Consider the following 16,359-nt stretch of genomic DNA (forward strand, 5'->3'; position numbering starts at 1 on the left):
CAGCATGGTCATCAAACGCTCCGATCTGGGCAGCATCGATTTCTCCGACATCAGCACCGGCGAAAGCATCCCGGAAATCCACCCCGGCGAGATTCTGCGGTGCGAGTTCCTCGAGCCGCTTGGCATGTCCGTCAATGCGCTCGCCCTTGCACTGCGCGTACCGGCGCCGCGCATTAACGACATCGTGCGCGGCAAGCGCGCCATCTCGGCTGACACCGCGCTGCGGCTCGAACGCTACTTCGGTGCGAGTGCGCAGTTCTGGCTGAATCTGCAGATTGCCTACGATCTGCGCGTCGCCACCGCGGCAGCCGGCGAGCAGATCGAACGCGAGATCGAGCCGATGCCCAAGGCAAACCGACCCAAAATGCCGAAGGTCCCGGCCGAACACGCCCGTGCCGCGGCGCTTGCCACTCACGTGGCCGGCCATGTCACGGCCATCAAGGCTCGCCGCAAAGCCTGAATTTCGCGCGGCTTTACGGCGCCTGGCAAGACCGGCGCACGCCCTCGTATCTCAAAAGCACGGAACCGACACAGCGAGCGGTTAAAATCGAGACATTCCCCAAGCCTTCCCGGAGTACAGCAATGGCTTTGCAACGTCGTACCACTCTCACGAAGTACCTGATCGAGCAGCAGCGCGAAACCAACAACCTGCCGGCCGACCTGCGCCTTTTGATCGAAGTCGTCGCGCGCGCGTGCAAGGCGATCAGCTACCACGTCAGCAAGGGCGCGCTGGGCGATGCGCTCGGCACGGCAGGCAGCGAGAACGTTCAGGGCGAAGTGCAGAAGAAACTCGACATCCTGTCGAACGAAATCCTGCTCGAAGCGAATGAATGGGGCGGCAACCTTGCGGGCATGGCGTCTGAGGAAATGGAGCAGTTTTTCCCAATCCCCGCCAACTACCCGAAGGGCGAATACCTGCTGGTGTTCGATCCGCTCGACGGCTCGTCGAACATCGACGTCAACGTGTCGATCGGCACGATCTTCTCAGTGCTGCGCTGCCCGGACGGCCAGCAGCCCACCGAACAGTCGTTCCTGCAACCCGGCACGCAGCAGGTCGCGGCAGGTTATGCGGTGTACGGCCCGCAAACCGTGCTGGTGCTGACCACCGGCAACGGCGTGAACTGCTTCACGCTCGACCGCGAACTGGGTTCGTGGGTGCTCACGCAGAGCGATATGCGCATTCCGGTTGAAACGCGTGAATATGCGATCAACGCGTCGAACGAACGTCACTGGTATCCGCCGGTCGAGAAATACATCGGCGAGTTGAAAGACGGCAAGGACGGTTCGCGCCAGAGCGACTTCAACATGCGCTGGATTGCATCGATGGTGGCCGACGTGCACCGTATCCTGAACCGTGGCGGCATCTTCATGTACCCGGCCGACAAGCGCACACCGGACAAGCCGGGCAAGCTCCGCCTGATGTACGAAGCGAACCCGATGGCGTTCATCGTCGAGCAGGCGGGGGGCGCCGCAACCAATGGCGAGAAGCGGATTCTGGACATCCAGCCGAAAAGTCTGCACGAACGTGTGGCGGTGTTCCTCGGCTCGAAAAACGAAGTCGACCGCGTCACCCGCTACCATCTCGAAACAAAAAAGTGACCGCGGGGGCTTGCCAAGTTCCTGAAGAAGTCCCTATAATCTCGTTTCTCCTGATGCCGGAATAGCTCAGACGGTAGAGCAGCGCATTCGTAATGCGAAGGTCGGGGGTTCGATTCCTCTTTCCGGCACCACAAGATTCGAGCAAAAAGCCCAGTCCTCGTGACCGGGCTTTTTGCTTTCTGTTGGCGGTTTTCAAGGTGGTTCTCGCTTCAACCGACCGCCACAATGATCGACGGTAGCGCCCGTTCAGTCGCCAAAATCCAATCGATCGCTTCGCGCGGTCACGCCGAGATTGCGAACGACGACCGCATCTTCAACGATCACGTTCTCAGCCGGCTTCGTGCCATATGCCAACACGGCTTCCTGCGGCGCCGACGAAAACCACGAGACCCGACCGGCGCACTCGATTCCAACCTGACGTCCTTTCCAGTAGACAGCGTTTTCCATGGCGAACTCTCTGAAGGGCGAAGACAGCCATCTTCCGCGCCGGTGTCGGCGCTTCCGTTATCCACCGCACCCTGTGCCGCAGATAGTAGCTTCAATGATAGTCGGCGGCACGATCGAGGCGAACGACAAACCAACGGCAGTTGCAGACATCACCGGGGAGAGTCGCACGGCAACCAGTCCGATGCAACGATTCGCAGCCTGACGCTGCCGCAACACGCGAGCTCTATCGGACTTCGCGCTTCTCCCGCAGGAAATCGATCAGCGCGCGCAGCTTGAACGGCATTTGCGCACGGTTCGCCGTGTACAGATAAAAGCCCGGAAAGCTAGGACACCATCCGTCCAGCACGCGGACCAGGCGGCCGTCTTCGAGTTGCTCATTCACGTAGTCGTCGATTACGTGCAGGAGACCCACGCCCTGCTCCGCCGCCCGCACCATCGTGTGCAGATCGTTGGTGACGAGACTCCCCCGTGTCTCGACTTCGAACACGCGCGACGGATCGTCAGGCTGCGCGAACTCCCATCGATAGATGCCGCCGCTAGTCGAGAAGCGGTAGCGCAGGCAATCGTGAGCAGCGAGATCGGCTGGCGTCGCCGGCGCTGGATAGCGTTCGAAGTAGGACGGTGAGCCGGCTACGACAATGCGGATCTCGCCACCCAATGGGACCGCCACCATGTCCTTTGCGATCCGTTCGCCGAGCCGGATGCCCGCGTCGAATCCTTCGCCGACTACGTCAGCGAAACCATCGTCGAGTGTCAGATCGAGACGGATCTGCGGATAGCGGCGCGCGAACTCGGCCAGATGCGGCAGCACCAGCAACTCGCTCGCGACCCTCGGCAAATTGATGCGCAGCGTGCCGGCGGGCTGGTCGCGAGTTTCATCAAGCGCCTCGAAGGCCGCCTCCAGCTCACTCAGCGCAGGCAGCACGCGCGCGAGAAACTGCGCACCGGCCTCCGTCAGGGCGACACGCCGGGTGGTCCGGTTGAACAGACGCACATTCAGCTGCGTCTCGAGCGAACGAATGCTTTGCGACAACGCCGATGCCGTCACGCCGGTTTCCGCAGCCGCGTGCGTGAAGCTGCCGTGCCGCGCCACGCTCGCGAACGCCATCAACGCCGGCAACTGGGCTGGGTCCATCGCGACCTCCATTATTAAGTCGGACTTCACAATCCTTGCAGACAGACGGCATTTTTCCAAGTAACGAATCGGCGCACGATAGCGTCATCGATTCAACGCTTTCCGCCTGATCGCTCAAGGAGACTGATATGACGATGGACTGCTACACCCTGCTCGGCCGCTCGGGCCTTCGCGTAAGCCCGATCGCACTCGGCACGATGACCTTCGGCACAGAATGGGGCTGGGGCGCCGACGAACAATCGGCGCAACGCCTGTTCGATCTGTACGTGGATGCCGGCGGTAACTTCATCGATACCGCCGACCTGTACACCGAGGGCACCAGCGAGAAATGGCTCGGCAAATTCGTCACGGCGCGCGGTCTGCGCGACCGGCTTGTGATCGCCACCAAGTACGGCTACAACGCCGAGACCGGCAATCCGAACGCGGGCGGTAACCATCGCAAGAATCTGCTGCGTGCACTCGACGGCTCGCTCAAGCGCCTCGGCACCGACTACATCGACCTGTACTACCTGCACACGTGGGATCGCGTCACGCCGGTCGACGAAGTGATGCGCGCGATGGACGACGCCGTGCGTGCGGGCAAGATCCGCTACGTCGGCCTGTCGGATACGCCCGCGTGGTTCGCCGGGCGGGCGCAGACGCTTGCCGACTGGCGCGGCTTCGAACCGGTCGCGGCGATGCAACTCGAATACTCGATGATCGAGCGCAACGCCGAAAACGAGTTCGCCGATCTCGCCGCCAATCTGGGCATGGGGCTCGTGCCGTGGAGTCCACTGGGTATGGGCGTGTTGTCGGGCAAATACCGCCCTTCGCAAGGCGGAGCGGCGAGCGCCGTTTCTGGCGACGGTCGCCTTGCGAGCATGGCCAGCGCGCCGCCGCCGGGATTCGACAAGCTGACCGAGCGCAACTTCCGCATCGTCGCGGAACTGGAAGCCGTCGCGAACCTGGCGGGGCGGCCGATGGCGCAAGTTGCGCTGAACTGGCTGCATCACAAGCGCGGCGTGTCGAGCATCATTGTCGGCGCGACCCGGCCAGAGCAGTTGCAGGAATCACTCGGCTCGCTCGAGTTCACGCTCGCGCCGGAATTGGTCGCACGGCTCGACGCCGTCTCGGAACCTGCTCGTCCATTCCCGTACTACATGTTTGCCGACGGTCATCAGGCGCGGATTCATGGCCAGGTCGAAGTCGCCGACAAACCCACCGCCTACTCCGCACCCGTGAAAATTCCAGCGCCAAACGCGTAAAAATCGTCCACCTTGAGCGCGACGCTTTGTCTGGAGCGCGGCGCTTTTTTTGTTTGCAAAAAATAGTCAGAAAAGTATTCCCATTCGTCAACGAAGTTGCGCAATCGTTCGTTTACAAACAATTAGGGGGCTGAATGAACGCGCTGAACCAATCGGTAATAAACGAACGTTCGGACTAACGCGGAGAAAATCCTTCCGATGCGGCAGCGCACAAAAACGCTGTGATTTGTTCATATCAAGGGATATGAACAGGCGATGCTGTGATGCAACAGAGATAATGCGCGGAAGGCGCATGGGGCAAGGCTGAGAAGGGAAGGAAACGGCGAAGATATCGGACTGTTTTTGATTGGCCGCGGCAAATTCGGTTCTGCGCAGTCAACCGGTAAATTCTATTCAAACATTCCGTTCCAATGTAAGGCTGTACCGTTAAAGCAACACACAACATGTGAGCCGCATCAGACACTGGTGCAAAACGGGGACCGAGGCAGATAATCGGTTTGTAAAGGAGAGAGATCATGGATGCCAAACCACCGAAGATTCCGACCCCGGATAAAGTTTTTAGCCCGGATCCGGAACCCGCTGGCGTCGAGTTTCTGGGTGCCGAACTGCCTGAGCATGTTCGTGCATTTTTCGACGAACAACGTAAGTCGTGCGACTCGAAGTAATTGTGCAGTGGTGCGATGCAGCATCAGCGTCCGCGCGTTCGGCGCGCGGCGAACGTTGCTACGCGCCCCTACGATTGTCGTTTGCCGCTTTCGGGGTGCGGGTTACGCCTGCCTGGTTGCGACGCCTGGTTGATGTGGCCCGGCGCACTGATAGTGCTCGTCTCTGATAGACGCTTTTAAATATCCCGGCGGTTTGCTTTTCGGTCATTCAGCGCGCCCACTTGCTCCGCGCATCGTCTATTCTTCTGGTTTTCTTCCGCGGCCACCGGCCACTCCCGCCTTCCATGAATCGCTCGTATCGCTTTGGAGCGTCATGTGCGCTCGCGTTCTTCACCGCGCTTGTGCTCGCGCCCGCCCCTGCCGTCGCGGATGGCGACGACACCGCTCTCACCAATCTGATCGCACTGGCTTCACAGCGCCTCGCGCTCGCAGAGCCCGTTGCGCGCTGGAAGTGGGCTAACCACCAGGCGATTACGGACACGCCGCGCGAGAATGCTTTGCTCGTCGACGTCGAAAAGCGCGCCGTTGCTGCGAACGTCGATCCAGCGTTTGCGCACGCCTTCTTCCAGGATCAGATCGACGCCAGCAAGGACGTGCAAAACTCGCTGTTTGATACCTGGCGCAGCACGCGGCCGCCCGAAGGCCCTGCGCCCGACCTCGCCAGCAGCACGAGGCCGCAGTTGGACCGGCTGACGCAGTCGCTCGTGGCCGGACTCGCGCGCGTGCAACCACTGCGCGCGGCGCAGGACTGTCCGTCGCGCGTGGCGCAATCGCTTGCTAACTGGAAATCGCTGACGCGCTATGACTCGGCCCATTCAAGCGCATTGACGCGCGCTCTCGGCCATGTGTGCGAAGCGGGCGGAGTCGGTGCGACGGGCTGATCGGTCGGTGCGGTCGAACGGGGTCTGAAACTCCGCTCGGTCCACCCCTTTTAGGTAAGGATTGAACCCGCCCTGAGAGGCGGGTTGTTGCACAAACAAAACCCGCATTAAGCCAGACTCGGCACGGGTGCGCCGCTCGAGACGCTCAAGGGCATCACGCGCAAGCCGCGCGCCAGATGGCTTTGCAGAAGACGATAGGTCGACAGTTCGAACGGTCCGCCAGCGTTCGACGCATGCAGCTCCGCCGCCTGGGCGAGCGAGGGCGCATGCCCAAGATAACGCCATCGGTCGACGATATGAAAAGCACGCGCGTGCGACGCTTCTTCACGCTCCTCAAAAACGATCGGACCTTCGAACGGCCAGGGCGCGTCCACCGGATCGCTCTTCATGACACGCGGCACCCGGTTATGGCCGGGACGCAGCGTCGCGATCCATTGTGCCTCTGCGAGCATGGCGCCCAGCTCGCCACCGGTCGCGCGCCACTCGACACGCCGCACTTGTTGCGCAAGCCGCACGTCCTTCGACGAGCGCCGCTCACCCGTTAAGTGCGAACGCAGCCGCTGACGCACACGCACGCTTCGCCCGACATAGAGCGGCAGATCGTCCTCTCCATAGAACGCGTAGACACCGCATCCGGCCGGCGCTGTGTCGAGCAGATCTTCGGTGATGTCGCCAGCAAGCCGGTAGCGCCGCGTAGTGCGCTCGATCTGCGCATGCAAAACGTCCGGTGGCACGAGACCACCATGCAGACGTTGCCAAAACTGCCAGATCAGATCGGCGTCAGCAAGCGCGCGGTGACGATCGGACGGAACGAGACCATGCCGCTCCACCAACGCATCGAGCCCATGGCGCTTTTCCGCCGGAAACAACGCGCGTGACAGGCGCACGGTGCACAACACATCCGGATCGAAGGCTAGTCCGGCCCGGCGAAACTCCCCACGCAGAAAACCGCGATCGAAACTGGCGTTGTGCGCGACGAACAGTTTGCCGTTCAGGCGCTCGAACAATGCCGGCGCGATGACGTCGAAAGTAGGCGCGCCTCGCACCATCGCGTTCGTGATGCCGGTGAGTTGCTGAATGAAGGAAGGAATCGGTTGCTGAGGGTCGACCAGGCTGCTCCAGCGCGACACACCGGCCGGTCCTATTTCGACCACGCCGACTTCGGTGATGCGATGCTCACTGGTCGAGCCGCCGGTGGTTTCAAGGTCGACGAAGACGATCGGCACATCTAGGGCCGGTTGCGGCGGAAACTGTTCAGACATGGAAAGAGATACTTTGGACGCGTGGCTTTGCGGCAAGTATGCACCAGTTAGCCGCCGTGCACCCAGCCAGTATTGCTTTGCCCTTGTCGCCGCGCGGCACAAAGACCGCATTTCTGCACGACCCGCGACTCGCTCCAAAAGGCGTTAATTATTATATTTCTATGACATCGATTTTAGATTCGAGGGCGTAATTTTATGCACCGATCTCCTCCAGGTTAATTCGAACCAGGTAGTTAATCGTTTCTACCGCGATACAAATAACGAATACCCATAAAAAAGCCTTCGCGTCTTGCGAAGGCTTTCCGGCGACCTGGCTGCCCGGCGAAATACGCGGAGCAGCGCGGTGTGACTTATAGCGGTTGAATGTTCGCCGCTTGCTTGCCCTTCGGGCCGGCCTTGACCTCGAAGGAGACGCGCTGGCTTTCCTTCAACGACTTGAAGCCTTCGGTGCGGATCTCCGAAAAGTGCGCGAACAGGTCTTCGCCACCCGAATCCGATGTAATGAAGCCAAAGCCCTTAGCATCGTTGAACCATTTAACAATACCAGTTTCCATATTCCAGCTTCCCTCGAGGATTTATCAAATCGGGGCATTGCCCTCACGCTGCATTTCATGGCCATTTCATCCGCGATCGGGCATTGCTGAAGCCCTCAGCACTTTCATATCTGGCAATTGAAATTCAGCTTTGCTGTTATACGGGGAACGAAGAAACAACGTCAAGCGAATTTTTCATATTCACTTAGCACGCGGCGCGATAAGTCAATGCCAAATGAATCGAAGGATTCCGGCCGCATATTCAGCGAAAACAGAATAGATTTCACGTCAATATTACTCGCTCGATATCGGACACAACCAATATCGGAAAAATTTTCGGCATGCCCACGAGAATATGTAACAAAGGATGTTTTTAGTAAGTGTTTGTCCGAGTTGTTGCGCCGCACTCATGCCAGCATGATGGAAATCAGTACCAAGAAGTAATGAATGCGCGTCAGGAGATTGCCATGCTGTTCTATGAATTCCGTCGCTTTATCGCCTGGTTCACCCAATCGCACACAAAGACAGTTCCCGCGCCATCCGAACCGGCCGCCCCGCCACCTTCGGCCTTCGAGGTCGATCCCATGTGGCATGGGGACCACTGGCAAAATCTGCTCTCGTCTCCCATGGACGCGCGCCGCTATGTGATGGAAGACTGGAGCGTATCGGTGGCAACCAACTGGAGTGATGTGGACGGTGCCGCGCCGGCGCACTGACTAACGCCTGCGAATCCGCAACCTGAAGGCAAAAAAAAGCGCGACTGGGAAGTCGCGCCGACAAAGGTTTGGAGATCTTTTTCGTCAACGAAAAAGTCTGCTTCGGAAAGCAGAGATTTCAGTATAACGGCTTAGTTGAGATCGATTATTTGCATAATCGACAACCATCTATTGCTATAGCGGCAACAATCCTTTTTTACGATTTATCGCGTTGTTTTTTTGCATCGATTACTGTAGCGAATGTGCAACGCGATTCAGTTGACTCACCTCTCACGCCCCCCGCAATAACGCTGCAAGCCTTTATCAGAAAGGCTTAAACGGCATTCGCCTATCGTTTCATATCCAGTAATACTTTATTGCGGAAATCGGAACATCCGCTTTGCGAGCGTCTCTCTACACTCTGCGTAATCGGAAACCGGCGCGCGTGGCGTACAGCGCGCTTCTCATGCGGATTTCGCCTCTCGCAGCGCCCGCGTGATGGTCTCCTTAAGCCTGGGTTCAACGCCCACTCTAGCTCTCGGAGTTACAAGATGAAAAAGACTCTCATGGTCGCGGCCCTCACGGGCGTTTTTGCAACGGCAGCACATGCCCAAAGCAGCGTCACGCTGTACGGCTTGATCGACGCCGGCATCACCTATACCAATAACCAGCACGGCCACAGCAACTGGCAAGAAACGAGCGGCTCGGTGAACGGCAGCCGTTGGGGCTTGCGTGGTTCTGAGGATCTTGGTGGCGGTCTCAAGGCCATCTTCACGCTGGAAAACGGCTTCGGCATCAATGACGGCACGCTGAAACAAGGTGGCCGCGAATTCGGCCGTCAAGCGTTCGTCGGTCTGACGAGCGACCAGTTCGGCGCCGTGACACTCGGCCGTCAATACGACAGCATGGTCGACTACGTGGGCCCGCTGGCACTGACCGGCACGCAATACGGCGGCACGCAGTTCGCGCACCCGTTCGATAACGACAACCTGAACAACTCGTTCCGCGTCAACAACTCGGTCAAGTACCAGAGCGTGAACTACGGCGGTTTCAAGTTCGGCGGCATGTACGGCTTCTCGAACCAGGCTGACGGCTTCGCCAACAACCGTGCTTACAGCGCGGGCGCATCGTATAACTGGGGCGGCCTGAACCTCGCTGCCGCTTACCTGCAACTGAACAGCAACGGCGCGACTGGCGCGGCTGCGGCGTTCAATTCGGGCGGCGCAGTGTCGAGCGACAACACGTTCTTTGCTGCCCGTCAGCAAACGTGGGGCGCAGGTGCTAACTATGCATTCGGCCCGGCTACCGTCGGCCTGGTGTATTCGCAAACGAATCTGTCGGGTCTGGCAGGCATCGGTGCAGGCGCATCGGGTCAAACGGCCGGTATCGGTGGCTTCGGCGGCAGCAGCGCTCACTTCCAGAACTTCGAAGCTAACGCTCGCTACGCGCTGACGCCGGCAGTGAGCATCGCCGGTTCGTACACGTACACGCGTGCGAGCCTGGCCGGCACGCGTCCGCACTGGAATCAGTTCAACCTGCAAACGGCGTACGCGCTGTCCAAGCGTACGGACGTGTACCTGCAAGGCGAATACCAGCAAGTCAACGAAAACGCCGTCGTCGATGCCGACATCAACGGTCTGGGCGCTTCGAACAACAACAAGCAAATCGCTGTGACCGCAGGTCTGCGCCACCGCTTCTAAAGCGGCTGGCAACACCTGCAGTATCGAAGGCGCCGTTCGCGGCGCCTTTTTTTATGCAGCACCGCCGCCGGTATCAGGCGGAGGATATTTGACGTCCAGGATGTCGATCGGCTGCGGACCGGCCGGCGTGTACAACGTCACGGTATCGCCGATTTTGGCCTTGAGCAGCGCCCGCGCGATCGGCGAGATCCAGCTCACGTGACCAACATCCAAGTCGACCTCATCGACGCCGACAACCGTCAGGGAATGCACCTCGCCGTCTTCAGTCGCATATTCGACGGTCGCGCCGAAGAAAACCTGATCGACGTTTTCCTGTTTGCTGCTGTCGACTATTTCAGCGATGTCGAGGCGCTTGGTCAGAAAGCGAATCCGCCGATCTATTTCGCGCAGACGGCGTTTGCCATAGATATAGTCGCCGTTTTCCGAGCGGTCGCCGTTCGAGGCCGCCCACGACACCAGTCTGACTACCTCAGGCCGCTCGACATCGATCAGATGCAGCAGTTCATCGCGCATACGCCGGTAACCGGCGGGCGTGATGTAGTTTTTCGTACCCGGGGGGATTTCGGGCTGGGCGACGTCGAGATCGTCGTCATTCTCTTCACTCGACTCTTTGACAAAGGCCTTGTTCATGATGGTCCATTAACTGCAGCAAGCGACTGCCTATCAAGGGTACACGATCAGGGCAATGAGACAAATCGCAGTTACATGCTTCCCTTTTTGAAAACCTTTGCTATAATCTCGTTTCTGCGTGCGGCTGTAGCTCAGTTGGATAGAGTACTTGGCTACGAACCAAGGGGTCGTGGGTTCGAATCCTGCCAGCCGCACCACTTATTCGAGGGCCTCCCTCCGGGGAGGCCCTTACGTTTTACTGAGCCTCATTGCAGTATCATCGTATTTAGCGCCACCTGTTTAGCGTGCGGCTGTAGCTCAGTTGGATAGAGTACTTGGCTACGAACCAAGGGGTCGTGGGTTCGAATCCTGCCAGCCGCACCACCTATGAAGGGCCTTCCGATCGGAAGGCCCTTTGTTTTTTGGCGTGGGCGGTCTGCTTCAACCGGTCCACCCTGTCAGGCCCTTATGCCCTGGCGGCGTCGCCGCAGCTATCGCGGTATCGACTGAATATCACCAATCTGCCCATCGGGACTCGGCACATCCTCGAACGGCCTTTCGGCCGATTCCTCGCCGATCAGCGCCGCGCGCTCGCCAGTCACAGCCTGCGCCTGCAGCAATACCTCGTCCACGCTATCGCCGAAACGGCTTTCAACAAACGCCCGCAGCAGCGCGATCCGCAACGAATCTCCCCGCCCTTCCACCGTTCGATGGCCGCCCTCGAACTCCGCGATGCAATGTGCCGCGCCATGATTGGGCCGCTCACGCACCTCCAGTCGCTGTGCGCGCTCCAGTACCGCAGCTGCCGCTTCCCATGACGTGGACGGCGTAAAACGGCCATCCCACGGGCGGCCGCGATCATTGCCGCGGATCGAGACGGTTTCACCGCTGTCGGTAAAGTAGATTTCGCGCACGAAGTCGTGCAGGCTGCGGGCCACCCAATAATCGAGCGCCACGCCGGTGAGATCAGCTACGTTCATAAGCGCTCTCCCTGAAGTTCCGGTGAGACTCGCTGGCAGGCAGGTGCGTTCAGATTCGACGAAGGCCGCCTGAAGCCGCTCGAGGCGAGCAGACGTCCAATGTGTAGCCGAGCAAACCCAGCCAGCCGTCAGATCAGTAATCCGCTCGCTCGCGGTCGATCCGCATCCCGCCGTCATGGCGGTGATGCCCTTCCTCGCTCGGCCGCTCACGCGCAATACGCATCACGTCAGGATTCGTACGCACGCGGCGCATGACGTTGGCGAGATGGACGCGATCGCTGACCTGGATCACGAAGCGCAGCACCGTGGATTCCTGCGACAGGTCTTCGTCCATCGCGATGTGGACGATGTTCGCATCCGCCGACGTGATATCGGCCGCCACGCGGGCGAATACGCCCTTGGTATTCTTGACCAGCACCTTCACCGCGACGTCGAATAGACGCCCCGGCTGCGGCGCCCAGGCCACGTCGATCCAGCGGCCTGGATCGCGCCGGTGGATACGCTGCGCGACGCGGCAGTCCGTGGTGTGGATCGCCATGCCGAGGCCGATACCGATGTAGCCCATAATGTCGTCGCCCGGAATCGGACGGCAGCATGCGGACAGTTGCACCGACATGCCTTCGGTACCCGTGATCACGACCGGCGGCGCATGCGACGCTGTGCCGTCGCGCGAGCCGTCGTCGTCGGCATCGCGGCCGCTCATCAGCACTTCGATGCGCTTGGCCATAACCGCGGCGACACGGCGGCCGAGACCGATATCCGCGAAGATTTCCTGGCGACTCTTGTTGCCCGTCCACTGGACGAGCTTTTCCCACGCTTCCGGCGTCACATCCGACAGCGCCAGCCCGTAGCCCTTCAGCGCCTGATCGACCAGACGCTCGCCGAGCTGTACGGACTCGTTCAGACGCATGGTCTTCAGATAGTGGCGGATCGCCGAACGCGCCTTGCCGGTGCGCACGAAACCCAACCAGGCCGGATTCGGCTTCGAATACGGCGCCGTGATGACTTCGACGATATCGCCGCTCTTCAACTCGGTACGCAGCGGCAGCAGTTCGTTGTTGATCTTCACCGCGACGCACTGGTTGCCCAGGTCGCTGTGGATCGAATACGCGAAGTCGAGCGCCGTGGCGCCGCGGGGCAGCGCCATGATCCTCGACTTTGGCGTGAACACGTAGACCGCATCCGGGAACAGATCGATCTTGACGTGCTCGAGGAATTCGCTCGAATCGCCCGCTTCGCTCTGAATGTCGAGCAGCGACTTCAGCCACTGGTGCGCGCGCTTCTGCACATCGTTCAGATCCGCGCCGCCGTTCTTATACAGCCAGTGCGCGGCAACGCCCGCTTCGGCGATCTCGTGCATCTTGCGCGTGCGCACCTGAAACTCGATCGGCGCGCCGAATGGGCCGACCAGCGTGGTGTGCAGCGACTGATAGCCGTTCACCTTCGGGATCGCGATGTAATCCTTGAACTTGCCCGGCACCGGCTTGTAGAGCGCATGCAACGCGCCGATGCAGGTGTAGCACTCCAACGCACTTTCGACCACCACGCGGAAGCCGTACACGTCGAGCACCTGCGAGAACGACAACTGCTTGTCGCGCATCTTCTTATAAATACTGAAGATGGTTTTCTCGCGGCCGGTGACTTCGGCGTCGAGCTTCGCGTCGGCAATCGCGCGCTGCACCGACTCCAGAATCTTGCCGACCACTTCACGCCGGTTGCCCCGCGCAGCCTTGACGGCTTTCTCGAGCGTGGCGTAGCGATGCGGGTTGAAGTTCGCGAAGCTCAGGTCCTGCAGCTCGCGATAGGTATTGTTCAGGCCAAGCCGGTGGGCGATCGGCGCGTAGATGTCCAGCGTTTCGCGCGCCACGCGGCGGCGCTTTTCGTGCGGCACGGCACCCAGCGTGCGCATGTTGTGCAGCCGGTCGGCGAGCTTGACCAGAATCACGCGGACGTCGCGCGCCATCGCGAGCAGCATCTTGCGGAAGTTTTCCGCCTGCGCTTCTTCGCGATTGCGAAACTCCATCTTGTCCAGCTTCGACAAGCCGTCGACCAGTTCCGCGACCTTCGCGCCGAATCGCTCGGCGAGTTCGGCCTTGGTCACGCCCTGATCTTCCATCACGTCATGCAGCAGCGCCGCCATGATCGACTGGGCGTCGAGATTCCAGCCGGCGCAGATTTCCGCGACAGCGACAGGATGGGTGATGTAGGGCTCGCCGCTCTGGCGATACTGACCAAGGTGGGCTTCGTCGCTGAAATGGAACGCCGCCTTGATGTCCTTGATTTCTTCCGGCTGCAGATAACCGGACAGAACGGCCGTCAGCTTGGCGATCGAAACGACGTCATGCCGGCGCGGTTGCTCCGGCGTGGCGGTCGGCCCAAACAGATGGCGAAACGACTGTTCGAGGACCGCGTCGATGTACTTCCGTGCAGACGAGGGCGAATCAGCGTCGTGTTCCACTTCCGTGGCGGTGGGCGGGGTAGCACTCAATTTCGCCTCCGTATCGGTTAGGGTTGGACGCCGGTCTGTACGTTGATGCAATTACATGGCAATTGGGCAATCGAAAACCGAAGGGTGCGCCTTAAACAGGCACCTTCTTCAACATTTCGACACCAACCTGGCCAGCTGCGATTTCGCGCAACGCAACGACCGTGGGCTTGTCGCGGCTTTCGATCTTCGGCGTGTGACCTTGTGCGAGCTGACGCGCGCGATAGGTCGCGGCAAGCGCGAGTTCGAAACGGTTCGGGATCTGTTTGAGGCAGTCTTCGACGGTAATGCGGGCCATGTTGTGTTCCTTCTTTCCAGAAAACGCTGGGCCGCCCCAAGTCTTCTTGTTGCCCTCGGGGGGCCCGGCGCGAAGCGACAGGTCTGGGGGCGTTAATTGATGTTGCTTATTCTACCTTATGTGCTCGACATGCCGCCGCGTTCACGCGTGTGGCAGGTGAATGCCGAGTTGCACGAAAAGCTGCGTGTGGCGCGCGTATTGCGAGGCGAAGCGCGAACGCGTCGCCGCCACGAGGCAGCGCAGTTCGCCGAGCGCGCGATCGAAGTTGTCGTTGATCACGACGTACTCCGCTTCGGCCGCGTGCGCCATCTCGCTGCCGGCTGCGAGCAGACGGCGCGTGATCACGTTCGGCTCGTCCTGGCCGCGCTTTTTCAAACGCTCTTCGAGCGCGTCCAGGGAAGGCGGTAAGATGAAAATCTCAACGGCGTTGTGAAACTGTTTCTTCACCTGCTGCGCACCTTGCCAGTCGATTTCGAGCAGCACGTCGTGCCCGCTTTTCATCTGCTCTTCGATCCACACGCGCGAGGTCGCGTAGTAATTGCCGTGCACTTCCGCGCTTTCCAGAAACTCGCCAGTCGCGTGACGCGTCAGGAAATCGTCGACCGTCGTGAAGTGATAGTGCTCGCCGTCCTGCTCCTTCGGACGCGGCGGGCGCGTCGTGTACGAAATCGACAGACGGATCGCGTCGTCGCCGGCGAGCAGCGCGTTCACGAGCGTCGACTTGCCCGCGCCCGAAGGCGCGACCACCATGAACAGGTTGCCGGGATACGCACCGGCGTAGGGGTTGCGCGGTGCGCTGGTTTCGCGTGTGTGGTCGGTCATGTTATCGAGGCTCCTGCCTTACTCCAGATTCTGTACTTGCTCGCGCATCTGTTCGATGAGCAGCTTCAGGGTCATCGACGAATCGGCCAGTTCCTTCGCCGCCGCCTTCGAGCCGAGCGTGTTCGCTTCGCGATTCAGTTCCTGCATCATGAAGTCGAGCCGCTTGCCGACCTTGCCGCCCTTCTCGATCACGTGACGCGTTTCGTTCAGGTGAGCCGTGAGGCGCGACAGTTCTTCGGCGATGTCGATGCGGATGCCGTACATCGTCACCTCCTGGCGAATCCGTTCGTTGATTTCTTCGCGCGAGACGCTCGTTGCCGTTGTGTCAGGCGCGGCGATACCCAGTGCTTCCTGCAGACGTTCAACGATCTTCTGCTGATGCTTGGCAATCAGTTCCGGCACGAGCGGCGTGATCTTCGTGACGATCGCTTCCATCTCGGTGACGTTGGCGAGCAGCACCGTCGCCAGTTGCGCGCCTTCGCGGGCACGCACGTCGATCAGATCGGTAATCGCCTGCTTGCCGCAGGCGAGCACCGCGTCGCGCAGCACGTCCGGCGCCACGCCGGTTTCGGCCAGCACGCCCGGCCAGCGCAGAATTTCTCCGGTGCGCAGGCGCCCTGCTTCCGGGAACGTCGACAACACCGTGCGCTCGAGCAGCGCGAGTTGCGTCAGCGCGTCGCGATTGACCGAACCCGCGTTAGCCGACTGTTCGCTGCGTTGCAGGTTGATACGGATGTCGACCTTGCCGCGCGAGAGCTTGTTCATCAGCATTTCGCGCAGCGTCGGTTCGCAGACGCGCACGTCTTCCGGCATCCGGAAGTTCAGATCGAGAAAGCGCGAGTTCACCGTGCGCAGTTCGACCGATACGCTCACGCCGCCTGTGCCTGAGGCCGGGACGAGTTCGCGCGTGGCGCTCGCATAGCCAGTCATGCTGTAGATCATCGTATTTCTCGCGATTGTGGCCATGCGTTTGACGATGGCCGGAGAGTCGAATCGCCCGGCGT

General features: G+C 60.3%; 17 protein-coding genes and 3 tRNA genes. 10 read left to right on the forward strand and 10 right to left on the reverse strand.

All coding sequences use genetic code 11. The annotated features are described in order from the left end of the window. Positions 1 to 4: 4 nt before the first annotated feature. The 3 genes from PQQ86_RS15060 (at position 5) to PQQ86_RS15070 (ending at position 1,730) form a co-directional block, all read left to right on the forward strand. Positions 5 to 460 (forward strand): HigA family addiction module antitoxin, encoded by a 456-nt coding sequence (locus PQQ86_RS15060; RefSeq protein ID WP_054037300.1) that lies wholly within the window; start codon positions 5 to 7, stop codon positions 458 to 460. 122 nt (positions 461 to 582) lie between these two features. Next, positions 583 to 1,599: a class 1 fructose-bisphosphatase gene (locus PQQ86_RS15065; RefSeq protein ID WP_054037301.1), complete on the forward strand. Its 1,017-nt coding sequence runs from the start codon at positions 583 to 585 to the stop codon at positions 1,597 to 1,599. A 55-nt stretch (positions 1,600 to 1,654) separates the two neighbouring features. After that, positions 1,655 to 1,730: transfer RNA gene (locus PQQ86_RS15070), tRNA-Thr, on the forward strand. A 115-nt stretch (positions 1,731 to 1,845) separates the two neighbouring features. Here PQQ86_RS15070 and PQQ86_RS15075 read toward each other — a convergent pair. After that, a complete protein-coding gene (locus PQQ86_RS15075; protein WP_408268128.1) occupies positions 1,846 to 2,046 on the reverse strand; it encodes a hypothetical protein in 201 nt (66 codons plus the stop codon). A 223-nt stretch (positions 2,047 to 2,269) separates the two neighbouring features. Continuing rightward, a complete protein-coding gene (locus tag PQQ86_RS15080) occupies positions 2,270 to 3,181 on the reverse strand; it encodes a LysR family transcriptional regulator (RefSeq protein WP_408268130.1) in 912 nt (303 codons plus the stop codon). 128 nt (positions 3,182 to 3,309) lie between these two features. Here PQQ86_RS15080 and PQQ86_RS15085 point away from each other — a divergent pair, with 128 nt between their 5' ends. The 3 genes from PQQ86_RS15085 (at position 3,310) to PQQ86_RS15095 (ending at position 5,971) form a co-directional block, all read left to right on the forward strand. After that, positions 3,310 to 4,425, forward strand: coding sequence for an aldo/keto reductase (locus PQQ86_RS15085; RefSeq protein WP_408268133.1), 1,116 nt, complete (start codon positions 3,310 to 3,312; stop codon positions 4,423 to 4,425). A gap of 515 nt (positions 4,426 to 4,940) precedes the next feature. Continuing rightward, complete coding sequence (locus PQQ86_RS15090) at positions 4,941 to 5,090, forward strand: hypothetical protein (protein WP_028200145.1); 150 nt, start codon at positions 4,941 to 4,943, stop codon at positions 5,088 to 5,090. A gap of 284 nt (positions 5,091 to 5,374) precedes the next feature. After that, positions 5,375 to 5,971 (forward strand): chorismate mutase, encoded by a 597-nt coding sequence (locus tag PQQ86_RS15095; RefSeq protein WP_408268137.1) that lies wholly within the window; start codon positions 5,375 to 5,377, stop codon positions 5,969 to 5,971. 107 nt (positions 5,972 to 6,078) lie between these two features. Here PQQ86_RS15095 and PQQ86_RS15100 read toward each other — a convergent pair whose 3' ends face one another. Together PQQ86_RS15100 and PQQ86_RS15105 are read right to left on the reverse strand one after the other, a co-directional pair. Further along, entirely contained in the window at positions 6,079 to 7,233 is a 1,155-nt protein-coding gene (locus PQQ86_RS15100; protein WP_408268140.1) for an exonuclease domain-containing protein, read from the reverse strand. A 350-nt stretch (positions 7,234 to 7,583) separates the two neighbouring features. Further along, complete coding sequence (locus PQQ86_RS15105; RefSeq protein WP_054037310.1) at positions 7,584 to 7,787, reverse strand: cold-shock protein; 204 nt, start codon at positions 7,785 to 7,787, stop codon at positions 7,584 to 7,586. A gap of 446 nt (positions 7,788 to 8,233) precedes the next feature. Between PQQ86_RS15105 and PQQ86_RS15110 the strand changes: the two genes are divergently transcribed. Both PQQ86_RS15110 and PQQ86_RS15115 read left to right on the forward strand, forming a co-directional pair. Continuing rightward, the gene (locus PQQ86_RS15110; RefSeq protein WP_408268143.1) at positions 8,234 to 8,482 is read left to right on the forward strand and encodes a hypothetical protein; all 249 of its coding nucleotides are present in this window, start codon (positions 8,234 to 8,236) and stop codon (positions 8,480 to 8,482) included. A 530-nt stretch (positions 8,483 to 9,012) separates the two neighbouring features. Continuing rightward, complete coding sequence (locus PQQ86_RS15115) at positions 9,013 to 10,161, forward strand: porin (RefSeq protein ID WP_408268146.1); 1,149 nt, start codon at positions 9,013 to 9,015, stop codon at positions 10,159 to 10,161. A 51-nt stretch (positions 10,162 to 10,212) separates the two neighbouring features. Here the strand turns inward: PQQ86_RS15115 and greB are convergent, their stop codons facing one another. Further along, positions 10,213 to 10,791 (reverse strand): transcription elongation factor GreB, encoded by a 579-nt coding sequence (gene greB / locus PQQ86_RS15120; RefSeq protein ID WP_408268148.1) that lies wholly within the window; start codon positions 10,789 to 10,791, stop codon positions 10,213 to 10,215. A 120-nt stretch (positions 10,792 to 10,911) separates the two neighbouring features. On the opposite strand from greB, the gene PQQ86_RS15125 reads away from it, so the two are divergent. Both PQQ86_RS15125 and PQQ86_RS15130 read left to right on the forward strand, forming a co-directional pair. After that, positions 10,912 to 10,988 (forward strand) — tRNA-Arg (locus tag PQQ86_RS15125). A gap of 89 nt (positions 10,989 to 11,077) precedes the next feature. Continuing rightward, positions 11,078 to 11,154, forward strand: a tRNA-Arg gene (locus PQQ86_RS15130). Between the two features lie 107 nt (positions 11,155 to 11,261). Here PQQ86_RS15130 and PQQ86_RS15135 read toward each other — a convergent pair. The 5 genes from PQQ86_RS15135 to PQQ86_RS15155 form a co-directional block, all read right to left on the reverse strand. Continuing rightward, positions 11,262 to 11,750: a phage protein NinX family protein gene (locus PQQ86_RS15135; protein ID WP_408268150.1), complete on the reverse strand. Its 489-nt coding sequence runs from the start codon at positions 11,748 to 11,750 to the stop codon at positions 11,262 to 11,264. A gap of 133 nt (positions 11,751 to 11,883) precedes the next feature. Next, on the reverse strand, positions 11,884 to 14,238 hold the full coding sequence (locus tag PQQ86_RS15140; protein ID WP_097390145.1) for a RelA/SpoT family protein: 2,355 nt from the start codon (positions 14,236 to 14,238) through the stop codon (positions 11,884 to 11,886). Between the two features lie 91 nt (positions 14,239 to 14,329). Next, the gene (gene rpoZ / locus PQQ86_RS15145; protein WP_006025620.1) at positions 14,330 to 14,533 is read right to left on the reverse strand and encodes a DNA-directed RNA polymerase subunit omega; all 204 of its coding nucleotides are present in this window, start codon (positions 14,531 to 14,533) and stop codon (positions 14,330 to 14,332) included. Positions 14,534 to 14,674: 141 nt separating this feature from the next. Beyond that, positions 14,675 to 15,355: a guanylate kinase gene (gene gmk / locus PQQ86_RS15150; RefSeq protein WP_211616274.1), complete on the reverse strand. Its 681-nt coding sequence runs from the start codon at positions 15,353 to 15,355 to the stop codon at positions 14,675 to 14,677. Positions 15,356 to 15,373: 18 nt separating this feature from the next. Next, positions 15,374 to 16,297, reverse strand: coding sequence for a YicC/YloC family endoribonuclease (locus tag PQQ86_RS15155; protein WP_200576159.1), 924 nt, complete (start codon positions 16,295 to 16,297; stop codon positions 15,374 to 15,376). Positions 16,298 to 16,359: the final 62 nt, after the last annotated feature.

It is taken from the genome of Paraburkholderia sediminicola, from assembly GCF_046026675.1.
In the GTDB taxonomy this organism is placed as follows: Bacteria; Pseudomonadota; Gammaproteobacteria; order Burkholderiales; family Burkholderiaceae; genus Paraburkholderia; species Paraburkholderia sediminicola_F.